16 protein-coding genes are annotated in these 23,291 nt (G+C 63.3%); 4 read left to right on the forward strand and 12 right to left on the reverse strand.

Going from position 1 to position 23,291, the window contains the following annotated elements; all coding sequences use genetic code 11:
* Positions 1–71 precede the first annotated feature (71 nt).
* The 8 genes from LCM4577_RS33050 to LCM4577_RS33085 all read right to left on the reverse strand — a co-directional run bounded on the left by LCM4577_RS33050 (position 72) and on the right by LCM4577_RS33085 (position 13,177).
* Entirely contained in the window at positions 72–1,373 is a 1,302-nt protein-coding gene (locus LCM4577_RS33050; protein WP_071034500.1) for an HlyD family type I secretion periplasmic adaptor subunit, read from the reverse strand.
* A 1-nt stretch (position 1,374) separates the two neighbouring features.
* Entirely contained in the window at positions 1,375–3,183 is a 1,809-nt protein-coding gene (locus LCM4577_RS33055; RefSeq protein ID WP_071074856.1) for a type I secretion system permease/ATPase, read from the reverse strand.
* Between the two features lie 330 nt (positions 3,184–3,513).
* Entirely contained in the window at positions 3,514–6,363 is a 2,850-nt protein-coding gene (locus LCM4577_RS33060; RefSeq protein WP_071074837.1) for a hypothetical protein, read from the reverse strand.
* 569 nt (positions 6,364–6,932) lie between these two features.
* The gene (locus LCM4577_RS33065) at positions 6,933–7,787 is read right to left on the reverse strand and encodes a patatin-like phospholipase family protein (RefSeq protein WP_071034494.1); all 855 of its coding nucleotides are present in this window, start codon (positions 7,785–7,787) and stop codon (positions 6,933–6,935) included.
* On the reverse strand, positions 7,784–9,292 hold the full coding sequence (locus tag LCM4577_RS33070) for a pitrilysin family protein (protein ID WP_244508497.1): 1,509 nt from the start codon (positions 9,290–9,292) through the stop codon (positions 7,784–7,786). The genes LCM4577_RS33065 and LCM4577_RS33070 overlap by 4 nt, the downstream gene beginning before the upstream one ends.
* 2 nt (positions 9,293–9,294) lie before the next feature.
* Positions 9,295–10,653: a pitrilysin family protein gene (locus LCM4577_RS33075; RefSeq protein WP_071074858.1), complete on the reverse strand. Its 1,359-nt coding sequence runs from the start codon at positions 10,651–10,653 to the stop codon at positions 9,295–9,297.
* An 84-nt stretch (positions 10,654–10,737) separates the two neighbouring features.
* Positions 10,738–11,292: a 16S rRNA (guanine(966)-N(2))-methyltransferase RsmD gene (gene rsmD / locus LCM4577_RS33080; RefSeq protein WP_071074838.1), complete on the reverse strand. Its 555-nt coding sequence runs from the start codon at positions 11,290–11,292 to the stop codon at positions 10,738–10,740.
* The gene (locus tag LCM4577_RS33085; protein WP_071074839.1) at positions 11,273–13,177 is read right to left on the reverse strand and encodes a pseudouridine synthase; all 1,905 of its coding nucleotides are present in this window, start codon (positions 13,175–13,177) and stop codon (positions 11,273–11,275) included. The genes rsmD and LCM4577_RS33085 overlap by 20 nt, the downstream gene beginning before the upstream one ends.
* Before the next feature lie 181 nt (positions 13,178–13,358).
* Here LCM4577_RS33085 and LCM4577_RS33090 point away from each other — a divergent pair, with 181 nt between their 5' ends.
* A complete protein-coding gene (locus LCM4577_RS33090) occupies positions 13,359–13,820 on the forward strand; it encodes a nucleoside deaminase (RefSeq protein ID WP_071034491.1) in 462 nt (153 codons plus the stop codon).
* A 41-nt stretch (positions 13,821–13,861) separates the two neighbouring features.
* Here the strand turns inward: LCM4577_RS33090 and LCM4577_RS33095 are convergent, their stop codons facing one another.
* The 4 genes from LCM4577_RS33095 to LCM4577_RS33110 all read right to left on the reverse strand — a co-directional run bounded on the left by LCM4577_RS33095 (position 13,862) and on the right by LCM4577_RS33110 (position 20,139).
* On the reverse strand, positions 13,862–14,542 hold the full coding sequence (locus LCM4577_RS33095; protein WP_041009673.1) for a hypothetical protein: 681 nt from the start codon (positions 14,540–14,542) through the stop codon (positions 13,862–13,864).
* Between the two features lie 202 nt (positions 14,543–14,744).
* A complete protein-coding gene (gene ileS / locus LCM4577_RS33100; RefSeq protein WP_071074840.1) occupies positions 14,745–17,708 on the reverse strand; it encodes an isoleucine--tRNA ligase in 2,964 nt (987 codons plus the stop codon).
* Between the two features lie 304 nt (positions 17,709–18,012).
* Positions 18,013–18,810 carry a MipA/OmpV family protein gene (locus tag LCM4577_RS33105; protein WP_041009670.1) on the reverse strand — a complete coding sequence of 266 codons (798 nt, stop codon included), beginning with the start codon at positions 18,808–18,810 and terminating at the stop codon, positions 18,013–18,015.
* 213 nt (positions 18,811–19,023) lie between these two features.
* Positions 19,024–20,139, reverse strand: coding sequence for a glycosyltransferase family 4 protein (locus LCM4577_RS33110; RefSeq protein ID WP_071034484.1), 1,116 nt, complete (start codon positions 20,137–20,139; stop codon positions 19,024–19,026).
* A gap of 269 nt (positions 20,140–20,408) precedes the next feature.
* On the opposite strand from LCM4577_RS33110, the gene LCM4577_RS33115 reads away from it, so the two are divergent.
* From LCM4577_RS33115 to LCM4577_RS33125, 3 genes are all read left to right on the forward strand, one after another.
* Positions 20,409–21,302 carry a hypothetical protein gene (locus LCM4577_RS33115; RefSeq protein WP_071074841.1) on the forward strand — a complete coding sequence of 298 codons (894 nt, stop codon included), beginning with the start codon at positions 20,409–20,411 and terminating at the stop codon, positions 21,300–21,302.
* Between the two features lie 123 nt (positions 21,303–21,425).
* Positions 21,426–22,361: a glycosyltransferase gene (locus LCM4577_RS33120; RefSeq protein ID WP_157900526.1), complete on the forward strand. Its 936-nt coding sequence runs from the start codon at positions 21,426–21,428 to the stop codon at positions 22,359–22,361.
* 224 nt (positions 22,362–22,585) lie between these two features.
* Entirely contained in the window at positions 22,586–23,140 is a 555-nt protein-coding gene (locus LCM4577_RS33125) for an HdeD family acid-resistance protein (protein WP_041009665.1), read from the forward strand.
* Positions 23,141–23,291: the final 151 nt, after the last annotated feature.

The following is a 23,291-nucleotide window of genomic DNA, read 5'->3' on the forward strand; positions in this document are numbered from 1 at the left end:
GGAACGGCGGCGATCCGAAATCGAAGTGTGCCCCTGCAAGGATCGGCGCTGCTCGCTGAAGCTCAGGGTTCTTACTGTCTGAAGGCCCGGCTGATCTGATCCTGCAGCGGCTTGACCAGATAAGACATCACCGAACGATCCTCGGTCTTGATGAAGGATTCCACCGGCATGCCGGGAACCAGCTTGACCTCGCCGAGCCGCGCGACCTCCGCGGCGGTCGTCGTGATGCGCACCGTGTAATAGCTGACGCCCGTGCGCTGGTCCGTGGTTATGTCGGGCGAGGTCCGCTCAACCACGCCGTTAATCTGCGGCGTCGTGCGTTGGTTGAAGGCCGAGAAGCGCAGCGAGGCAGGTTGGCCGACCCACAGCTGGTCGATGTCGCTCGGCGCGATCCTGGCTTCCACGGCAAGGCTGTCATTGTCGGGCACGACCTGCATGATCGTCTGGCCCGGTGTCACCACGCCGCCGATCGTGTAGGCGATCGACTGCTGAACCACACCATCTTGCGGGGCGCGAATATCGACCCGCTTCAACTGGTCCTCGGCGGCGACCTTACGCTCCAGAAGCTCGCCCATCTGACCGTCAACGTCACGCAGATCCTTGTTCACCTCGGTGCTGAGATCGAGATCGATCTGGATGATCTGCAGCTTGATCTCGGCGATCCGCCCCTGCGCCTGCGCCTGGGCCGCGATAAGCTGGCCACGCTCGCCGTCGAGGCGCGTGGCCTCTCGCTCGGTCTGTGTCAGCCGGTCGATAGAGATGAGCTTCTTGGCCCAAAGCGTTCGCACCGAAGCGAGCTCCTTCTGCACAAGCTCGATTTCCTTGCTCTTTGCCTCCGCTTGCGCCGTGTTGCCCGCGATCTCCTTCTCAAGTTGAGCGATGCGTTCACCGAGCTGGCTTTTCTGGCCGGCGCGGGACGTGCGCCGCGTCTCGAAATGCTGCTTTTCGCCGGCAATCGCCTCGGCGACGTCGGGATCGGCGCTCCGGTCCAAGAGTTCGTTCGGAAAGATGATGGCGTCGCTTCCCCGACGCTCCGATTCGAGCCGGGCCTTGCGCGCGGAAAGCTGGTCGAGCGCCTTATTCACCACACCGAGATTGGCCGCTGGCATGGTGCGGTCGAGGCGCAGCAGAAGGTCACCGGCTTTCACGCGATCACCGTCGCGGGCGTCAATCTCAGCGACAATGCCACCGGTCGAATGCTGCACGTCCTTGACGTGGGAATCGACGACGAGCGTGCCGGGGGCGATGACCGCGCCGGCAATCTCGGTGGCCGAAGCCCAGCCGCCGACACCGCCGGCAAGCAGTAGCACGACACCGACGCCAAGTCGCGTGTAGAAGCGGATGGATAAATGGGAGACACCAGGCGTGGCCATGTCAGCGTCCCGCCTCGGTTCCGTCGGCTACAGCAAGATGAGGGCCTTCCGAAGCCACTCTCAGTTGCGGACCGCCGGCCGGCACCGGCCGCAGCGTCGGGAACATCTTGGCGAAAACCTCCTCCTTCGGGCCGAAGGCATGGACACGCCCCTGGTTCATGGCCAGCACGAAATCAACGGCTGTCAGCACGTTCGGCCGATGCGCGACGATGACGACAACCCCGCCTCGCTCGCGGACACCCAACATCGCTTTGATCAGCGCCTGCTCGCCGTCCATGTCGAGATTGGAATTCGGCTCGTCCARCACCACGAGGAAAGGATCGCGATAGAGCGCGCGGGCCAGCGCGATGCGCTGGCGCTGGCCGGCCGAGAGCGCTTCGCCGTGGTCGCCGATCTCGGTTTCGTAGCCCTCGCGAAAACCGACGATGAGGTCATGCGCGCCCGCTGCCTTCGCCGCGGCGATGATCGCGCCGGCATCGGCGTCAGGTTCAAAGCGAGCGATGTTCTCCGCCACCGTCCCGGCAAAGAGTTCGACATCCTGGGGCAGATATCCGATGTGGCGGCCGCGCTCCGCCTGAGACCATTGATCGAGGTCAGCGCCGTCCAGCTTGATGCGCCCGGCGACCGGAAACCAGGCTCCGACAAGCGCGCGCACCAGCGTAGACTTTCCCGACCCGCTCGGTCCGATGATGCCGACGCCGTGGCCTGCCTCCAGAGCGAAGTTTGCGTCGTGAACTAGCAGTCTCTGCGTGCCCGGGGCGCCGACCGAGACGTTTTGCATGCCGACATTCGCACTGGGCGGCGGCAGCAACATCGGCTCGGTTTCAGCCGGCAGCGCCGCCAGCACCCTATTCAGCCGCTGCCAGCCCTGGCGCGCGGTGACGAAGCCCTTCCAATTGGCAATCGCAAGATCGACCGGAGCCAGCGCGCGGCCGCTGAGGATCGAGGCGGTGATGATGATACCCGCCGTCGCCTGCCCCTCGATGACCAGCCAAGCACCGAGGCCGAGCATAGAGGACTGCAGCAGCATTCGCAGAACCTTCGATATTGCGCCGAAGCCGCCGGCCACATCGCTCACCTTGCGTTGCTCTGCAACGTATTCAAGGTTGGCATTTTCCCACCGAGCGGCGAGCCCGCCAGTCATGCCCATTGCGGCAACGACCTCGGCGTTGCGGCTTCCAGCCGAGATCAGCCCATTGCGCCGAATACCGGTCAAAGTTCCGGACGATACAGGCTTTCGCGTCAATCGCTCGGCAACCACGGTCAGAGCCACCAACACGATGGCCCCAAGCAGCGCTGTCACGCCAAGCAACCAGTGGAACATGAAGATGATGACAAGATAGAGCGGCAGCCAAGGCAAATCGAAAAGCGCCGTCGGCCCCATGCCGGACAGGAAAGCCCGCACGCTGTCGAGGTCGCGCATCGGCTGCAGGCTATCGCCCCCGCGCCCGTTTTTCAGCGGCAACTGCAGCATCGACGTATAGACACGGCGGCCCAGCGCTTCGTCCAAGGCCCCGCCGATGCGCACGAGTACCCGACCGCGCACGAAATCGAGAATGCCTTGGCCGCAATAGAGGATGACCAACAACATGGTGATGCCGACGAGTGTCGGCAGGCTTCGGCTTGGCAACACGCGGTCATAGACCTCGAGCATGTAAAGCGAGCCGGCAAGCATCAACACATTGAGCACGCCGCTGAACACCCCTACCGCGAGGAAAGCCGATCGGCAGGAGCGAAGGGCGTCGGCGAGCTCGGAGCGCGCAGATTGCGCTCGCCGGCCTACCGGCTTTGCCGGCCGCTTGCCGCCCATCGCCGCATTGGTTGGCCTGGCGACATCACCGATGCTGCTGTCCGGCGCGGGCCGGCGCGCCCGAAACAAAGCCAAGCCGCCGAAGCCCACCATCGCCACGCCAACGAGCGTCTCCCCTAACGATCGGGGCAGGCCTGGCGAAAGCCAGCCGGCGCCGCCAAAAAGGAGCAGCAGAGCGCAAGCAACAAGGATCAGGCCGATGAACCTTACCTTTGCCTGCGCTGAACCAGATGCTGCCTTGGCTACCATTGTCGAAGCGACACTGAACAAAAGACTCCGGTCATCCAGCCTGCCAGTCGCACATCATGACTCGACAGGCCGACCGCCGCCTCAGCCACCGTCATTGGCGTAGACATGCAGTATCGCCCCTTCGAAAGTCATGCCGGTATTGTTGTAGAAATCGAGTTCCTGATGGATCAGGTTTCCGGCAAGCTCGGGCCCTGCAGTGGCATTCTCGTCCTCCAGCCCCACGTTCCAGGCTGCGCTGCTCGCCTTCACCGCGATTCCACCGCCCCAAGCCTCGAAATGAGACGAAGATGTCCCGCCATTCGTAACCTGCAGCCAGTCGATCGCCTGGTCGAGATATTTCTGAGGGCTGTTGGGATCGGTGGAGGCGTCGCCGATCGGATTCCCGGCCAAATAATTGAGCCAGGTGGCTACCGTATCGCGGGCAAGGACGAAGCGTGTGTCCTGCAGGTCCTTGGTCGACGCGTTGATCACCTTGAGCGCATCGGCGTAGGAGATGAAGAACGTGTCCTCACCCGGACCCGTCTTTCCATCAAGGTTGTAATCTCCGATCAAGAGGCCGGCTTTATCGGAACCATTTTTGTTTCCGTCGTTGTTGGAATCGACTTGATACAGAAGTTCGTGGGTGGCGAAGTTCGGGCCTGTTTTACCGACGCCGTCAACGCCATCCCAGAAAGTCTTGCCGAGATTGGTCCAGAAGCCCGGCGTGCGCACGCCGGGACCTGCGAATGATTGGACCGTCGCTGTATCATGGGCGGACACGTCATTGGTGCTGTCGTCGTCATGGGCATGCACTACGACCGTGTTGGTTCGGGAATCGGCGTTGGGAAGCAAGTTGAACGAGCTATCTGCTGTGAAAACCCAGGTCTCATCACTATCGACGAGATAGTTGCCGTTGGAGTCGCCACTCACATAGTGCGAGCCGTAACTCTGCCCGGCGACCGAGAAGCCATCCAACAGGTTGATATCGTCGCCTGTATTCGCCGTCCCATTGTCGTCGATCAGTGAGGTCAACGTTAGCGGATCGAACGCGCCGGCTGCGCTCGTGTTGGTTATCTCATAGTGATAGGTGACGTTCTGCGCTCCCGACTGGACCGTCTCCGAAGAATGGAAGATGCCATCATGATCTGCATCGACGGTCTTCTCGATGGCGACCGACGGCGCGACGTCCTTCACCGTTACGGTCGCGTCGTCGCTTGCCGGCGGCGCGGCGGTGCCCTCGTCATCCTGGGCGTTCACCACARCGGTGTTGGTGATGGTGCCTGCATTATGGGCGCTGATGTCGACRTTGGCCGTGAAGGTCCAGGTCTCGCCGAAATCGAGCAGCCCATTGTGGTTGCTGTCGCCGGCGTAGCTGGTGTTGAGAAGATTGATGTCGTCGCTGGGGTCGCCAGGCGTGRCATTGTCGTCGACCAGCGAGGTCAGGGTCAGCGGGTCAAAGGCACCAGCGGCGCTCGTGTTCGTCACCTTGTAGGTGTAGGTGACGGTCTTTTCCTCGCCCTCGTTGATCTCGATCGGATCGACGGTCTTCTCGATAGCGACCGACGGCGCGACGTCCTTCACCGTCACGGTCGCGGTGTCGCTTGCCGGCGGCGCGGCGGTGCCCTCGTCATCCTGGGCGTTCACCACAACGGTGTTGGTGATGGTGCCTGCATTATGGGCGCTGATGTCGACGTTGGCCGTGAAGGTCCAGGTCTCGCCGAAATCGAGCAGCCCATTGTGGTTGCTGTCGCCGGYGTAGCTGGTGTTGAGAAGATTGATGTCGTCGCTGGGGTCGCCAGGCGTGRCATTGTCGTCGACCAGCGAGGTCAGGGTCAGCGGGTCAAAGGCACCAGCGGCGCTCGTGTTCGTCACCTTGTAGGTGTAGGTGACGGTCTTTTCCTCGCCCTCGTTGATCTCGATCGGATCGACGGTCTTCTCGATAGCGACCGACGGCGCGACGTCCTTCACCGTCACGGTCGCGGTGTCGCTTGCCGGCGGCGCGGCGGTGCCCTCGTCATCCTGGGCGTTCACCACAACGGTGTTGGTGATGCTGTCGCCCGCATTGTGGGCGCCAATATTGACGTCCGCCGTAAATATCCAGGTCTCGTTACTGTCGACAAGGTAGTCGCCATCGGCGTCGCCACTTACATAGTGCGAGCCATAGGTCTTGCCGGCGACCGAGAAGCCATCCAGCAGGTTAATGTCATCGTCAATACCGGGCGTTGCATTGTCGTCGATCAGTGAGGTCAGCGTCAGTGGATCGGCGGCTCCATCCGCGCTCGTATTTGTTACCTTGTAGGTGTAGGTGACATCGGTGGCCGAGCCTTCGTTGATCGAGGTTGGGTCGGCAGTCTTCTCGATCGCGACCGCTGGGGCGTGGTCGACGCTGTCTTTGGTGATGACGCCCCACTCCTCAAAGCCGCCGTCCGAATCGCTGGGGCTACCGAATGCCGAATAGAGATAGACATAGTCACCGGTCGCCCCGGCGAAGTAGCTGGTCGGGATATAGACGAACAGATCCCCTTGTCCGCTGCCGGCTGGCGCGTCTTTGCCGGCATTCAACTGAACGGTAACGTCACCGTCGGTAGCATTTCCATCTATGTCGTAGAGCAGTTGCTGGCTCTGGAGCGTCGAAAGGCTGGCAATATCTGGATCCGACGCGGAGTAAATCTGCAGCGAGTTGAGCGAAAGCAACGCCCCCGAAGGGCTGTTCGGCTCATTGGCGTCGAGCTTGAAAACGTAATAGTTGTGGCCATCCACGGTCACGACTTGCATGTCGCTCAGCAGAAGCGCGTTGGTGTGCTCCTGTTGGCCGTCATCCAATGGCAGCGGAGTGCCATCGGTGTTGAATCCGCTTTCCGTGCCCTTCGCGCCGAGCACAAGGAACGTATCGTAGTTGCCGGTGCCCGAGTCACCTTGCTGCTCGGCCGCAAAAATCGTGCCGTCGGTCAATGTCTCCTAGGTCGTTCCACTAGTCAGATCAACTATGGTATCGGCCATATTCAACTCCCGTTGCGCCGCAGCGCCCTTTTGGCCGCGCAAGGCGGCGAGTTACCCCATGCCAAAAAGCGCTGAGATCAGCGCCTGAATTCCGTGCGGGAGGAGGATCGGCGTAGCGTCCGACAAGCCGCAACCAACGGCCCCGGCCGGCGAGCAGCGAACACAAAGCGGCTCACGACGGCTGGCGGCTCGACGGTAGCGGCTAAAGCGGCTGTTTATGCCGCGCTGCGTATCCCCTGCCCCAGTAGCGTGGTACTCGTTGTTGCCGGTCGCGGGTTCTTTTCACGCTACTCTATATTAGCATATTATTAACTCTACCGCAGCGTGCGTCAACGGGCAATTCCATGAAGAGTTAATGACAAAAGTCAAACTTATGCGCAAATACGGCCAATCAGCGTAAAGAATACTTGGCGCTATATTAAGTCTTATTTTACCAGGGACCTTTGCGCCGCTCACATCAGACCTCAGGCGCCGGGCTTCGGTCGCTCCCACTCCACAAACGACGGCGATCGCCGAGGCTTTCAGACCACCTTCTTGCCCCGCCTGCCGCCATGCGCGTCCACGGCCTTCTCGACGGCGCGCTTCAATTCGTCCTTGATCTCGACCGTCTCAGCCATCAGCGTCTCGATCTTGAGGAATTCGAGCACGCGGTATTTCGAGACATTCGGCCGGATCAGAATGTCCGGCGGGTGCTGCCTGAGCTTGTTGGCGATGATCGACTGCATCATCAGCTGCGTGGCGCCATACATCAGGTCGACGGTGGTCGGATGCCTGCGCTCGGCCTCGCTCGGCGCGCCGACGACATCGATGGCGATGATGATGTCGGCGTCCTTCTCGATGAGGTCGAAAGGCACGGGATTGTAGATGCCGCCATCGATCAGCACTCGACCCTCGCGCGTCACCGGACGGAAGACCGCCGGGATGGCCGCCGAAGCGGCAAGCGCCGAATGCAGGTCGCCTTCGGTGAACACCGCAAGGCTGTGACCGAAATAATCGGTCGCCGTCACCTTGAGCGGGATCTTCAGCGCCTCGAAAGTCTGCGGGATCGCCTCCGGCAGGAAAGCCTTGAGAATGCGCTCGACGTTGAACTGGCTGACGCGGATGCCGCCCTGCATGGCCTCCGCGATCGTGCCCGGCCGCGAGCGCCACATGCGCGCCGCCACTTCGGCCCGGCTGCCGAGGATCGATCGGGCATAATCGTGGATCTCAACACCCTTCATGCCCGACGCCATGCCGGCGCCCATGATGGCGCCGATCGACGAGCCGGCAATCGCCGCCGGCTTGATGCCAAGCTCGTCGAGAGCCTCGATGATATGGATATGCGCAAGACCGCGCGCGCCGCCGCCGCCGAAGGCCACCCCGAAGGTCGGGCTCATCCCTTGCCGCCTCCCGCAACCAGCACCAGCGGCGGCCCGATCACCATCACCGCGGGGTCGGTCGACAGGAGCTTCTTCGCCGCCGCCTTGACGTCGGCCAGCGTCACCGCGTTGATGAGAGCCGCGCGCCGCTTGATGTAATCGATGCCGAGATTGTCGAGTTGCAGCTCCACCAGCGTCGCGGCGATGGAGCTGGAAGAATCCAGATTGTTGATGGCGTAGGCGCCGATCATGTATTTCTTGGTCGCCGCGAGCTCCTCCTCGGTGGGGCCGTTCTCGGCCATGTCCTTCACCACCTGGCGCACGATCGAAAGCGTTTGGGCCGCGCGGTCGGAACGCGTCGCCGTCGTCACCAGCAGCGCGTTGGAATGCTCGTGATCGACGAGAGCGGAGCTGACGCTATAGGCAAGGCCGCGCTTCTCGCGCACCTGCTCGTAAAGGCGCGAGGTGAATGTCGAGCCGCCGAGAATCTCGTTCATCAGCACGGCGGCGTAAAAATCGGGATCGCTGCGCTTCACGCCCGGCCAGGCAAGCTGCAGGGAGGTCTGCGGCAAGTCGTAATTCACTTCGAGCTGCTGGCCGAGCCTGGGCTTGATGTCGGCAACCGGCGCCAGCGCCTGCTTGTCCGGCAGGTCGCCGAACACCTCGTCAAGCCTGCCGCTCAACGTGGCGGCGTCGATATCGCCCACCACCGTCACATGCAGTCCGCCGCGGGCGAAATTCGCCTTGTGGAAGGCCCTGAGGTCGTCGGCGGTGATGGTGGCGAGGCTGTCTTTGTTGCCTTCGTCCGGCCGCGCATAAGGGTGCTGGCCATAGATCGCGCGCAGCCAGCGCTGCTGGCCGATCGTATTTGGGTCCCGCTCATTGGCGAGGATGCCGGACAGTATCTGGGCGCGGATGCGGTCGATCGGCGCCTGATCGAAGCGCGGGCTGTTCACCGCCAGCTTCAGCAGGCCGAACGCCTCGTCCTTCTGGTCGGACAGCAWGCGCATCGAGCCGTAGGTGCCATCGCGCGCCGCCTGAAAACTCATCTCGGCGCCGGCATCGTCGAGCTTCAGTTGAAAGGCCTCGCTGTCGAGGTCGCCGGCGCCCTCGTCGAACAGGCCGGTCATCAGGTTGACCAGGCCCTCCTTGCCGGCAGGGTCCTGCGCCGTGCCGCCGTCGAAGACGAAACGGATCGCAATCAGCGGGATCGAATGGTCTTCCACCAGCCAGGCGGTGACGCCCTTCTTCGACTTCACCTCCTGGATGTTCATCTCGGCGTGCGCGGCAAGCACCGGCAAAAGCAGGAAGAACAGGGCGAAGCAAAGGGTGACGACGGCGCGGTAGATTTTACCTTCTCCCCTTGTGGGAGAAGGTGTCGCCGAAGGCGACGGATGAGGAGTGTTCCAGCGAAGTGAGACGTTGCGTTCCCTGGAGCACCCCTCATCCGTCTCGGCGCTGCGCGCCGATCCACCTTCTCCCACAAGGGGAGAAGGGAAGTTGCTGGCATGTCCCATACTCATCATCAATTCCCCGCCTGCTGCTGCGGCAAGAGATAGCCGGTGGTGGAGCGATCGAGCACCAGGTACCGGGCCGCCACCGCCTTGACCTCATCGGCAGTTACCTTGCGGATGCGGTCCGGCCATTCCTGGACGTCCTTGACGTTGCCGCCGGTGGCAAGCGTCGAGCCATACATGTTGACCATGTCGTCCTGCTTGTCGCGCGCAAAGATCATCGAGCGCACATAGCGGGTCTTGGCCCGCTCCAGCTCATCGTCGCTCACGCCGTCCTTGACGATGCGGGCGATCTCGGCATCGACCGCCGCCTCGACATCGGCAAGCCTGGCGTCGCCGCGCGGGGCGCCATAGACGGTGAAGTTGGTGGCGTCGAGCATGGTGCCTTGGAAGTAGGCGCCGGTCTCGGAAGCGATACCCTGCTTGACGACGAGTTGCTGGTACAGCCTGCTGCGGTTGTCACCGCCGAGAATCTCGGCAAGCAGGTCGAGCGCCTCGGCTTCGCCGGGCCTGGCCGTGTGATAGGACGGCACGACCCATTGCGTCGAAAAGTTCGGCACAGAGACGCGCGCGTCGGTCAGCGTCACCGTGCGCTTCGTGTTCTGCTCGGGCTCGACGGGGCGGATGCGCGGCCTGAGGTCCGGGCCGCGGGCGACTTTGCCGTAGGTCCTTTCGGCCATTGCCTTCACCGCGTCGGGATCGACGTCGCCCGCCACCACCAGCACGGCGTTGTTCGGCCGGTAGTACGCGTTGTAGAAGGCTGTCGCGTCCGGACGGTTCAATTCTTCCATCTCCTGCATCCAACCGATCACCGGAATGCGGTATGGCTGGTTCTGCCAGAGAGTCGCGTCGACCTCCTCGTCGAGCACCGCCTGAGGATTGCTGTCGATGCGCGAGCGGCGCTCCTCGAGGATCACGTCGCGCTCGGTCTTGATGACGTCGTCGGTCAGGATCAGGTTGCGCATGCGATCGGCCTCGAAACCCATCATCTGTTCGAGCGCCGAGGGTGGCACCGTCTCGTGGAAGGCGGTGTAGTCGTAGGAGGTGAAGGCGTTGTTGGAGCCGCCGATCTCGGACACGGCGCGGTCGAACTCGCCGGCGGCATGGTTGGTCGTGGCCTTGAACATCAGGTGCTCGAAGAAATGCGCGATGCCGGATTTGCCGGGCGGCTCGTCGGCGCTGCCGATCTTGTACCAGACCATATGCGTGACGATCGGGGCGCGGTGGTCGGGGATGACGACCACCTCCATACCGTTGTCGAGCAGGAAATCCTTGACCTCGCCGTCGTCGGCAGCGCGAGCCGGAGCCGCGGCGAGCGCCAGCGTGCCGACAAGAAGCGCCGCTCGCAGCCCAATCCCCGTTGGTGTCATCAAGATCTCCGGTTCCGGTTGCGCGACGATAGGCAAGGTTCGCCGGCGAGGCAAAGTGAATTGTTCGGCATTTTCGAGGCGAGGCTAGTTGGCTTCGATGAAGCGGATGACCGTTTCGCCGTAACTGCGCTCGTCCATGACGGAAAAACCGGCGCCCGGTTCGAACGGCGCCGAGGCAGCCTCCTCAACGACGCAGAGCGCGCCAGGCAGAAGCCAGCCGCCGGCCTTGGCCGAGCGCAGCGCGCGCTCGCCGAGCCCTTTGCCATAGGGCGGATCGGYAAAGACCAGCCCGAAGGGCGAGATCGTGCCGGCTTCGCCGAGATGCGTGGCGTCGCGGCGGAAGATCTTGGTGCGGCCGGTGAGGCCATAGGCCTCGACATTCTCGCGGATCAGACCTCGCCCCTCAGTCGATTCCTCGATGAAGAGGCAGTAGGAGGCGTGGCGTGACAGCGCCTCGAGCCCGAGCGCGCCCGTGCCGGCGAAGAGATCGAGCACGCGGCCGCCTTCGAGCTTTTCTGCGTAGCGATGCGCCAGGACGTTGAACACCGCCTCGCGGGTGCGATCGGTGGTCGGGCGGATGGCATTGCTTTTCGGCGTCGCTAGCGGACGCCCGCGGAACTCACCGCCGACGATCCGCATCGCCGCCCCTCTTCGGACCGCGCGGCCTATGACCGCCATCGCCTTCAGGCCGCTCGCCGCGCGGCTTGCCGAACGGCTTTGCGCCTGACTTACCCTTGCCGCCCGGCTTGTAGGACGCCTTGCGCGCCTTCGCCTCGGCGACCCTGGCGGCATCGGCCTCCGCCCTGCCCTTGCCGATCGGCCTGGCGCCCGGCGCCATCCAGACATTGGCCTTGCGCTGGCCCGGCGGGTCGATCGGCCGCTGCTCGCGTGAGGATTTCTTACCGCCTAAGCGGGGCTTGTCGCCGAAACCGCCGCGCGGCTTATCCCCGAAGCCGCCGCGCTCGCCAAACGCCCTATCCGGTTTTGTCGAAAGCTTGCTCAGCGCCTCGTCGCGGCTGCCTTCGCGGCGCTTGCGCGCCTTGATCAGGCCGCCCTCGCCGATCGGTAGGCGGGGGCTGTCACGCGTGAATTTCGGCCTATCAGCTTCTTCGCGGCGCGGACCGCTGCCGCGCACCGGTTTGTTGGAAAACGGCTTCTGGATCTCGGCATCGAAATTGGCGCCGGATTCCTCGATCAGCCGCTCGCCGAGCTGTTCGCGCAGCACGCGGCCCTTGATCTCGAGCACATGGCCTTCCGGCAGATCCTCGAGTTGGAACGGCCCGTAGGAGATGCGGATCAGCCGCGTCACCTCGAGGCCAAGCGCGCCGAGGATGTTCTTCACCTCGCGGTTCTTGCCTTCGCGCAAGCCGAGCGTCAGCCAGGCATTGGTTCCCTGCTCGCGGTCGAGCGAGGCCTCGATCGAGCCGTAGAAGACGCCGTCGACGGCAATACCGTCGCGCAGGCCGGCAAGCGCGCTCTCCTCGACCTTGCCGTGGACGCGCGCGCGGTAGCGCCGCAACCAACCGGTGGCCGGTAGCTCGAGCACGCGCGACAGGCCGCCGTCATTGGTCAAAAGCAGCAAGCCCTCGGTGTTGATGTCGAGCCGGCCGATGGTCATCAGCCGCGGCAGGTCGGATGGCAGCACGTCGAAGACGGTCTTGCGGCCTTCCGGATCGCGGTTGGTGGTGACGACGCCCGCCGGCTTATGGAACAGGAAGAGACGCGTGCGCTCGATGGGCGGAATCTCGGTGCCGTCGAGATGGATGACGTCGTTGGCGCTGACATTGAAGGCGGGCGAGTCCAGCACCTTGCCGTTGACCTTGACGCGGCCCGCCGCGACCAGTTCCTCGGCGTCGCGGCGCGAGGCGATGCCGGCGCGCGCCAGCCGCTTGGCGATGCGCTCACCGCTCTCCGGCATGGCTTCCGAGGGACGCGGTCGTGGCTTGAAGCCGCCTTCCGGTTTTCCGCCGGCTCCGCGTGGACGATCGCTGAAGTCCCGTTTCGGCCGGTCGGCGAAATCGCGTTTGGGACGATCGCCGAACTCGCGCTTGGGGCGGTCGAAACGGCGCTCGCCCCGCTCGCCTTCGGCGGCCGCTGGCCGGTCGCCACGCGCTGTGTAGGGCTCACGGCCCTCACGCTTCTCGAAGGGCGCGCCGTCGCGCGGCGAACCTTTGCGGAACGGCCTGTCGCCACGCTCCCCGCCTTCGTTCAGTTCACCCGGCTTGTAGCTGCGCTTGAAATCGCGGCGCTCGCCTTCGCCGGCCATCGGCCGGTCGCCGCGCGGCGTGTACGGCTTGCCTTCCGGGCGCGGGCCTTTGCGGAAAGGCCTGTCGCCTCGCTCCGCTCCCTCGCCCGTCTCACGCGGCTCGTAGCGCTTGAAGTCGCGCCCGCCTTCGGCGGCCATCGGCCGCTCACGCTTGGCGAACGGCTTCTTGGCGCCGAAACCCGGCTTGCCGCCGCGCTGGCCGGCCGGTTTCGAGCCGCTCTTGCGCGGTCCGCGTGAAGATTTCTTGTCGTCGTCCATTACTTTGCTCGTCTTCGCCTGCTACGGCGCCGCGCGCCCTTTCGGACGCCCAACGCAGGCAGTGTCATTCTTGATTTTGCGCATCCAGTCGCGCGACAAAAACCGATTCCGGTTTTCAAGGTCTCGCGCTAGATAACAGGATCACTCTCGGGTGGCGAGAAGTAATCGGAATGGAAACCGCTTGAAACGACCGGATTTCATGGCCTTGGCGCTCGAAGAGGCCAAGGCGGCGGCGAGCCGCGGCGAAGTGCCGGTCGGCGCTGTTATCGCCAGCGGCAGCACCCTGGTCGCAAAAGCCGGCAACCGTACGCGTGAACTCTCTGACCCGACCGCGCATGCCGAGATGCTGGCGATCCGCGAGGCCTGCCGGAAGCTCACCAGCGAGCGGCTGACGGGCCACGACCTCTATGTGACGCTGGAGCCATGCACGATGTGCGCCGGCGCGATCTCCTTCGCCCGGCTGCGGCGGCTCTATTTCGGCGCTGCCGACGAAAAAGGCGGCGCGGTGATCAACGGCGTGCGCTTCTTCGCCTCGCCCACCTGCCACCACACGCCGGACATCTATCCCGGGCTCGGCGAGAGCGACGCCGCCCTCATCCTCAAGGATTTCTTTCGCGAGAAACGGAATGGCGGTGAATGGTGAAAAATTTGGCGAGCAGTGAGTAGTGGGTAGCTATCTATTCGCTACAGACCCAGCCAGTCGAACCAGCCACCGCTCTTCTTGCCTTCCGCCTGCGCCTTGAGGCGGCGCTCCTTCTTGTACTCGTCCTCGCCAAGCTCGTTCTGCGGCGCCGTCGTGGCAGCCTGGCGATAGGCGAGCGGCGGCTCGCTCAGATATTTGCGAACGGTCGGGTCGCCCTGCTTCTGTTCGGCAAGGTTGCGCTGAATCGCGGCCTTGCGGGCGTCACTGTTGGAATCGTCCGGCGTCCAGCGCGGCGGATGGCTGGAGCCCGATTCGGCCAACGCCTTCTTCACCGCCTCGGGGTCGGTCTGGATGTCCTCGACCGCTTCCGGCTGGTAGTTCGGATCGTTCTGGTGCGCGGTGGCGTCGGCGCGGATGCGGGCGCGGCGCGCCTCCGGCGATTCGGGCCAATCGGCGCTCGCCGTCTCGATGCTTTCCTGCGGCGGCGGCAGGCTTTCCTTTTGCCCCGGGGCAGGCTTCACCAGGTCGGGGCGCGGCTTGTAATCGATCGGAGTGCGGCGCTTCGGCGTGATCGAGGCAGCGCCTGAAACATCGTCGAAGAGCTGCGCGGCCGCCGTCTTGTCGGTTCCGTAGGTGGGCGAGCTCATGCAGCCCGACAGAGCGATGGCCGATACCACAAGCGGCGCCACCAGCGCGGCGCGCGCAAACGTTCTGTCGGTCATGCCAAAAAGTCCCACTCTAACAGCCTTTCGGTCGCCACCGGCCAACGGCACGGTCCCCTTCTTCCCCGCACTTGCGATGGAAATCCGGCGACAATTTGTCTGCCGGAGTGTCGCGTGTTTACCTCAACCACTTGTTAAGGGCAACGCACGGGCGGTTTGAGACCGCCCGGCGTGGCATTTGTGCACCGGCTTATGAACAGGTCTACAGGCGCCCAAGCGCCTTCAGCTCATGCAGCACGGCGGCGTCGCGGGCCGAGACATCAGGGAATTCCGCGTCCTGCCCGACATCGGCGGTGTAACGCCAGGAGCGCGCGCATTTGACCAAGCCGCGATCCTCGGCCTTCTCCACCACCACCGCCACGCCCTTGACGTCGTCGAGCGTGAAGGCGCCTTCCGGCGCCTTGCCGCGGTTGATGACGAGGTCGCTGGTGATCGCCATCTCGGCCATGTCGACATCGGCGATCGCCGTTTCCAGCACCGCATCGTCGATGGTGACCACCGGCACGGCTTCCAACGAGGAGCCAATCAGCTTCTCGGCGCGCGCGATTTCCAGCGCGCCGGTGACGACGCGGCGCACCTGCCTCACCTTGCGCCATTTCTCGGCCAGCGCCTCGTTGCGCCAGTTCCGCGGGATCGCCGGGAACTGATCGAGATGCACCGAGACGGCTTCCGGATGGCGGTCGAGCCAAGCCTCCTCGGTGGTGAAGGGCAGCATCGGCGCGAGCCACTTCACCAGGCATTCGAAGAGGTGACGCACCACCTGGACCGCCGCCCTGCGGCGCAGGCTCGACGGCCCGTCGCAGTACAGCGCATCCTTGCGAATGTCGAAATAGAAGGCCGAAAGCTCCACCACCATGAAGTCGAGCAACGCACGAGTAATGCGCTTGAACTCGAAGGCGTCGTAGCCCTGGCGCACCACCTCGTCCAGTTCGGACAGCCGGTGCAGCATCAGCCGCTCCAGTTCCGGCATCGCCTCGACCGGCACATCCTGGCCGTCGTCATGGGCAAGCGTGCCCAGCATCCAGCGGATCGTGTTCCTGAGCTTGCGGTAGGCGTCGATATTGGTCTGCAGCACGTTCTTGCCGAGCCGCTGGTCCTCCCAATAATCAGTCGTCACCACCCAGAGCCTGAGGATATCGGCGCCGGACTGCTTGATGACATCCTGCGGCACGACGGTGTTGCCGAGCGATTTCGACATCTTGCGGCCTTCCTCGTCCATGGTGAAGCCATGGGTGATGACCGTGTCGTAAGGCGCCCTGCCCCTTGTGCCGCAGCTTTCGAGCAGCGAGGAATGGAACCAGCCGCGATGCTGGTCCGAGCCCTCGAGATAGACGTCGGCCGGCCATTTCAGGTCCGGACGGTCTTCCAGCGTGAAGACATGCGTCGAGCCGGAATCGAACCAGACGTCCAGGATGTCCCTCACCTGATGCCATTTGGACGCATCGTGATTTCCGAGGAAGCGTTCCTTGGCGCCCTCGGCGAACCAGGCGTCGGCGCCTTCCTTTTCGAAAGCGTCCATGATGCGCTGGTTGACGGCCTCGTCCTTCAGCACATTGCCGTCCTCGTCGGCGAAGACCGCGATCGGCACGCCCCAGGCGCGCTGGCGCGACAGCACCCAGTCGGGGCGCTCCTCGATCATGGCGCGGATACGGTTCTGGCCAGCCGCCGGCACGAAGCGCGTGTCGTCGATCGCCTTCAGCGCGCGGCTGCGCAGCGTCGTGCCGTCACCGAGGTCCTTGTCCATATAGACGAACCATTGCGGGGTGTTGCGGAAGATGACCGGCTTCTTCGAGCGCCAGGAATGCGGATAGCTGTGCTTCAGGCGGCCACGCGCGAAGAGCGCGTTGCGCTTGATCAGCTCGTCGATGACCGCCTGGTTGGCGTTGCCCTTCTTGCCGTTGTCGTCGATGACGCGCGCCGCCCCGCCCTCGCGTTCCGGACCGAAGCCCGGCGCGTCCTTGGTGAAGAAGCCCGCATCGTCGACGGTGAAGGGGATCGTGGTATCGACTCCGCGCGCCCTCAGCTCGCTCGCGGCCTCCATCCAGGCGTCGAAGTCCTCGCGGCCGTGGCCGGGCGCGGTGTGCACGAAGCCGGTGCCGGCATCGTCGGTGACGTGCTCGCCGGCAACCATCGGCACCGGGAATTCATAGCCGCCGCCAAGGCCCTTGAAAGGATGTGAAAGCGTAAGCTTCCCAAGCTGTTCCGCCGATACGCTGTGAAGCCGGTTCAGTGTGACCTTGGCCTTGGCTGCGCATTCCTCGGCCAAGGCATCGGCAAAGATCAGCTTCTCGCCGGGCTGCGGGCCGAAAGCGTTCTCGGCCGCCGTCACCTCGTAGAGGCCATAGGCGATGCGCGGCGAATAGCTCACAGCGCGGTTGCCGGGGATCGTCCAGGGCGTGGTCGTCCAGATGACGACATGCGCCTCGACCAGATCGAGCGCGGCCCCATCCAGCGCCGGCGCGGCGCCGGCCACCGGCTGGGCGAGGCTCGCGACCGGGAACTTCACCCAGATCGTGTCGCTCTCGTAATCCTGATACTCAACCTCGGCCTCGGCCAGCGCGGTGCGCTCGACCACGCTCCACATCACGGGCTTCGAGCCGCGGTAGAGCTGGCCGGACATGGCGAACTTCAGCAGCTCGCCGGCGATGCGCGACTCGGCGTGGTAGGCCATCGTCGTATAGGGATTGTCGAAATCGCCGATGACGCCAAGGCGCTGGAACTCTGAGCCTTGCACCTTGATCCAGTTGGCGGCGAAGTCGCGGCATTCCCTGCGGAACTCGTTGACCGGCACTTCGTCCTTGTTCTTGCCTTTGGCGCGGTATTGCTCCTCGATCTTCCATTCGATCGGCAGGCCGTGGCAGTCCCAGYCCGGCACGTAGTTGGCGTCGTAGCCGCGCATCTGGAAGGAGCGGTTGATGACATCCTTGAGGATCTTGTTCAGCGCATGGCCGATATGGATGTTGCCGTTGGCGTAGGGCGGGCCGTCATGCAGCACGAATTTCTCGCGGCCGGCGGCCTCCTCGCGCAGCTTTTTGTAAAGGTCCATGTCCTGCCAGCGCTTGACCAGGCCAGGCTCCTTCTCGGGCAAGCCGGCTCGCATCGGGAAATCCGTCTGCGGCAAATAAAGCGTTTTGGAATAGTCGATCGTCTCAACGGTATCGGTCATTGATCTGCCATCTCAAGGTACCCGACGACAAAAGCCGGGCGTTCAAGTCTTGCTTCGACGCATATCGTTTTCCCAAAACCGAAGCCACCTTCGGGCGATATGCGTTGATGTTCATGAAAAACGCGAGGGGCGCGCGCGAAAATTCCCGGCGGCTCCAGCGGCGCTCAGGCCGCCCGGAACACCGGGCCCGTAATTCGTATCGCGATCGCGAAAAGGCGCGAAAAGCTCGTCATGGCGTGGCTTTTAGCGGATGGCGCGACAGGAATAAAGCGCGGATTTCAAGGCATGAAGCCGCTTTCACGACCTACATCGTGAAATTGAAGCGGTAAGTGGTCGAGACACCGAAGGTCCACTGGTTGCGGTCGCCCCGTTCCTTGACCAGGCTGGAATCGGCAGCCGGCCCCATCAGGCGCGAGTATTCGGTGAAAACGCTTGCCGTCATCGGCTCGGTCACCTTCCAGGTGATCGCGCCGCCGAGGCCCGTCGACCTAAGCCCGCCGCCCGGATGGTACTCGCTCAAGCCCGAAGCAACCGCTTCCTTGGCGTTGACGCCGTAGTAGGCGTCGAAATAGTTGGACGAGGCGAAGGAGACGCGCGGGCCGCCGGAAATGCGCACCGTCGGCGTGATGTCGTAGAAGGCGTCCGCAGCGATGTCCGCGACAAAGCCGTTATGGGCGCGAATGCCGTGCCTGAGCTCCGCCCTCGCCCTTACCCAATCCAGCGGATAGAATTCGAAGAAGCCGCCCACCTCGCCGCCCCAGCGCACCGGATCGAGGCCTTTCAGTTCGTCCTTGCTATCGCGCGAGAATATGAACTTGCCGGTCAAGCCGGCGCGAACGGAACCGTCATCGATCAGCGCCAGCGAGATGTTGTCGTTGCGCGAGGTGAAGCGCGCCTCGGGACCGACCTTGCCGAGCGATATGATCGGCTGGGCGCTGAACATATATTTCTTGCCGCCCTCGAAATTCGGCGCGACGAGGCCGGTGGCGCCCAATGTCAGATACCAGTCGCCGGAAATCCAGCTGCCCTCCCCCGCCTGCGCGGCAGGCGCGGTGACCAGGCCCAAGGCGACAGCCAGAGGAATCTTCCCGACAATACGCATCGTCACCCCTTACGCGAAACGCGCCGGCAGCACTACCCGCCGACGCTCAAGCCATGCCGTGCGTTCGGTAAAATTTGACTTAAAATCGTAACATCGGAACAGACAGGCCAACTAAAGCGCGTCGCGATCTTTCAGATTCGCTCCATGCGCTTTAGGTTTTTGATTTTGCGCATGTCTTTATCCCGGAACCGGTTCCCACTTTCGGGACATGCCTTAGCCAACACGCCGGTTGCGGCGCAAGCTCTCTATCAGATCGCAGGCTGCTTCCAGTCCGCCGGTAAGCGGGTTTGACGCTCCGTAGGCAAGGGCCGCCTGATGCCATTGCGCGCGGACCGCCGGGTCGCCGGCCTTCTGGACCGCTCGCCGCCAGATTTGGGGATCGTCGCGATTGGCCACGACCAGTCCCGCCCCGCTGGCTTCGACATATTTTGCATATCCGCAGGCGTCCGAGGCGATGACCGGCAGGCCGTTCGCGAGCGCCTCGAGGATCACCGTGCCGGTATTTTCCAGGCGCGCCGCGTGCAGCATGAAGTCGCTCGCAACCACGATCGCCGGGATATCTTCCTGGATGCCCAGCAGCGTGACCCGATCCGACATCCCGGATTTGGCGATCAGGCCGCGAAGCCGGATTTCTTCCTCACTGCCCTTTCGAAAACCGGCGACCAGCCAATGTACCCCCGGGAACGGCTGAAGGGCCTTTACCGCCCGATCGAGACCTTTCACCTTCGATTTGTTGGCGATGCTCAAGGCAATGACCGCTTCGCGAGGCAGCTCAAAGCGATCGCGGATCTCATTGCGGTCGCCGGCTTGCAGTTCCGGTCTGCAGCGTCTCGGATCGAGCGTCGGCCCGACGACGTGAATGCGGGATTCCTCAGTTCGCCAGAAGTCGCGGTAAAGCGCCGCCTGCTTTTCGCTGAGCGAAATGATCTGCACGGCGTTGCCGGGGGCAAAGATCATCGATTCGAGATTCTGCTGGCGAATGAAGCGAGGCGAAAACGGCCGCCACCATCCGAGCTTCGAGGCAAAATAAGGCGGGTCGCCGGCATAGTAGATGTCCAGGCCGGCCATCTTGTTGAAACCGACCACACAGTCGAAGTCGCGCCTGGCCGCCAGCACGGTCCTTCCCAGCGCATATTCCGTGCCCGGATTGGAGAGAACCCGTGCCGGATGGACTTTTATCGTCGCCGAACTCTCGACATGACCGACCTGGCGGGTCGTCAGGATCGTCACATTATGACCGCGCGCGATCAGTCGGTCGCTGATATTCAGACAATCCCTCTGCAGACCCCCGTTCATAAACAGGGCAGAGATTGCACAGCAGATTCTCATCACATTTTCCGGAGCGCCGCCCTACCCCCCAAGATTGACGGAGAGAGACTCCGGGTGCGCCCCAGACTTCCCCATTCAAACAAACACAGCGGGCGCTCAAATGTCGGTCGTGTTGAAAACACGAATATGCTGTATATAACCAGTTATCAAGAGACTCGGATGCTTTCGCGTTCGAGCTTTTTCCAAAAATCAGTTGGAGCGTGCGTTCATGCAGATTCCCCCGGTCGATCGCGATTGCCAGGCCGGGTTCGACTGAAAGCCGCCATACCGTGCCAAAGGCCCTGCGCGAATATGAATGGCGGCAATGGCTGAGGCTGCAGCCGCTGCTGCACGCCATCAAGACTGCCCGTTACCGGAGAATCGACCAGAGGTTCGTGCACCAACCGGTCGAGGGTGACGATGTCCCGGCCATCCGCGATGCCGCCCGCGGCCGCCATGTCCTGCTTACTGTTGCCTTCGACGATCCTCGGTGCCTGGACCTGCAATTGCGGCTGACGGAAGGACTTGTCCGCCACGATCTCCACATCGTCGCCGACAACAGCGTCAGCGATGCTTCCGCGGACGAGAACAGGCGGGTTTGCGCGAACCGTGGCGCCGCCTATGTCAGGCTGCCGGCCAATCCGTGGACTGTGAAAAACCCGAGCCGGTCGCACGGCGCGGCGCTCAACTGGATGTGGCGCAATGTGCTTGAGCCTGCCGCACCGGCCGCATTCGGATTCCTCGACCAGGACCTTTTCCCGACGCAGCCATGCGACCCCTTCGAACCTCTTGAAGCCACGGCTTTTTACGGCGACCTGCGCTGGGCCGGCGCGCGATGGTTTTTGTGGGCCGGCTATTGTTTCTTTCGCTTCGACGCCGTCGGCCGAGAGCCTCTCGATTTCGGGCTCGACTGGTTCGCCGGCCTCGACACCGGCGGAGCCAATTGGGAGGTGCTCTATCGGCATGTGGACCCGAACACGGTGCCGCAACGGCCGATAACCGCATTCGCCGCCTTGCCCGGGATTGAGCTCAGGCAGGCCTATTGCGAATGGCGGGGAAGCTGGCTTCATGAAGTCGGCCTCGACGGCGACCTGTCGCTGAAGGCGAAAAAGCGCGAAGCGGTCCTTAGGCTGCTCGCCCCGGCCATCGAGATCTCGCTCGGATCGGCCAGACAAGAAAATTGACAGTCGACAGATGTCGGAACTTTGGAATTGGAATTCTGAAACCAGGCTGCCGATATCCGGCAATTCAACGGCCGTTCGATCCGGCCGGTCATCGCAAGGGCCATTCCATTGCCGACAGTAAGCGTGATCATTCCAGTGAAAGACGGTGCGCAATATGTCGGCGAGGCCCTGCAAAGCATCCTGGACCAGGATCTGACGGATATCGAAGTCATCGTCGTCGACGATGGATCTTGCGATGACAGCGCCGCGATCGCGACGTCGATCGGCGACTGTGACGGCCGGGTCAGAGTTGTCGCCAACAGCGGCAAGGGGATCGTCGATGCGCTGAACATGGGGATTGCACTCGCGCGGGCCCCTCTTGTGGCGCGCATGGATTGCGACGATGTCTCGCTGCCCGACAGGTTGCGCCTGCAGGTGGCGTGTTTCGAAGCGGATGCCGATTTGCAGCTGCTCGGTACGGCGGGGTTGCAGATCGACCGGGACGGGAAGCTGTTGAGGCCGATCGGCGTGCCTACCGGCAACGACCCATTGCGGGAAGCGCTCGCCAGATACAATCCCATGCTTCACCCGACGGTGATGTTCCGGACCGAGGCCGTCCGGCGCGCGGGAGGCTACCGCCACGCGTTCACCTATGCCGAAGACTATGATCTATGGCTGCGGCTTTCCGAGACGGGAAAACTGGCCAATATGGCAATCCCRCTCGTAAAGCTGAGATCGCATCCGGGACAAGTATCGCGCGTGAAGCAGGACCAGCAAAAGGCGGCCGCGGCATTGGCCAGGCAGTCGGCGCTGTTGCGCCRCTATCGCGGCGAGCCGTTCGACGCGAACGGCCGACCCGCGCAGGCCATCGCAGGTTTTCTGGCATGGCGCGCCGCCACGGGGGCCGGCGTCTCAAGACTGGAAAGACGCGACATCGAGTTGCTGTTGCGAACCGCGGGCATACCCATCGCCGTCACGTGCAAGCTGCTGTTGCTCGCGGCTGTCGGCGCCCCCTCTTTCAGGACGCTCGCACTCGGACCTCGACTGGCCTGGCGCAGGATGATCGCGCGGCCGAACTGATGCGACCCAGCGGATGCGACCTGTCGTCGATCTCACGAGCATGGCGCGATACTCRGATCCGGCCGCCCTGGTCCGCGTGCAGCGGCATCACAGCGCGGCCGCGGCGGAGGTCATGGACAACCGGCCGCCCACGGCCCGGTCCCGCGTTGCTGGACGGCCATTGCCATTCAGTTTAGCTTCCTTTCGCCGCACGATCGGCGGTGAATTTCGAGGGAGATGAAACCATGACTCTGCCAAGCGACGCTCTCAGGGACGCGATCGGCCAGACGCGGGACAAGTGGGGATGGTTCGTGGCGCTTGGCGTGTTGCTGCTGATCTTCGGCGGCATCGCTTTCGGCAATTTGTTCATCGCCACCGTCGCCTCGGTCTATGTCGTCGGCTGGCTGATGCTGATGGCCGGCATCATCGAGATCATCCATGCCTTCGGGGTCAAGACGTGGGGGCGTTTCTTCTACTGGCTGTTGAGCGGCCTGCTCTACGCCGTCGCCGGCTTCTTCGCCTTCGACAATCCGCTGCTCGCCTCGGCGGTGCTGACGCTGCTGTTGGCCATCGCGCTTGTCGCTTCCGGGCTTTTGCGGTCCTGGGTGGCCTTCAGTCACCGGCCGCAGCAAGGCTGGGGATGGCTGCTCGCGGCCGGCATCATCACCATTCTGCTCGGCCTGATGATCGCCATGGGCTGGCCGGTGAACAGCCTCTGGGTGCTTGGCATATTCCTGGCGATCGACCTTGTGTTCCAGGGTTGGAGCTTCATCGCCATCGGGCTGGCGCTGAAGCGGTAAGCCTCCCTCAGTCGACGTTGAGCAGGACAACGGTCCTCACCATAGATTTATCTTCATTAGAGCCGGATGAGATTTATGGGAGTCGTGGGATTCCCAAATCAGCGATGATCTGATTCAACCTTGATGCTGGGCAGGAGGCCAGCATGGATGG

It is taken from the genome of Mesorhizobium sp. LCM 4577 (assembly GCF_001854795.2).
In the GTDB taxonomy this organism is placed as follows: domain Bacteria; phylum Pseudomonadota; class Alphaproteobacteria; order Rhizobiales; family Rhizobiaceae; genus Mesorhizobium; species Mesorhizobium plurifarium.

Coding starts and splice junctions, on each gene's coding strand:
- LCM4577_RS33050 (WP_071034500.1), bottom strand. CDS start 1,373: ATGGCCACGCCTGGTGTCTCCCATTTATCCATCCGCTTCTACACGCGA.
- LCM4577_RS33065 (WP_071034494.1), bottom strand. CDS start 7,787: ATGAGCCCGACCTTCGGGGTGGCCTTCGGCGGCGGCGGCGCGCGCGGT.
- LCM4577_RS33075 (WP_071074858.1), bottom strand. CDS start 10,653: ATGACACCAACGGGGATTGGGCTGCGAGCGGCGCTTCTTGTCGGCACG.
- LCM4577_RS33085 (WP_071074839.1), bottom strand. CDS start 13,177: ATGGACGACGACAAGAAATCTTCACGCGGACCGCGCAAGAGCGGCTCG.
- LCM4577_RS33095 (WP_041009673.1), bottom strand. CDS start 14,542: ATGACCGACAGAACGTTTGCGCGCGCCGCGCTGGTGGCGCCGCTTGTG.
- LCM4577_RS33105 (WP_041009670.1), bottom strand. CDS start 18,810: ATGCGTATTGTCGGGAAGATTCCTCTGGCTGTCGCCTTGGGCCTGGTC.
- LCM4577_RS33110 (WP_071034484.1), bottom strand. CDS start 20,139: ATGAGAATCTGCTGTGCAATCTCTGCCCTGTTTATGAACGGGGGTCTG.
- LCM4577_RS33125 (WP_041009665.1), top strand. CDS start 22,586: ATGACTCTGCCAAGCGACGCTCTCAGGGACGCGATCGGCCAGACGCGG.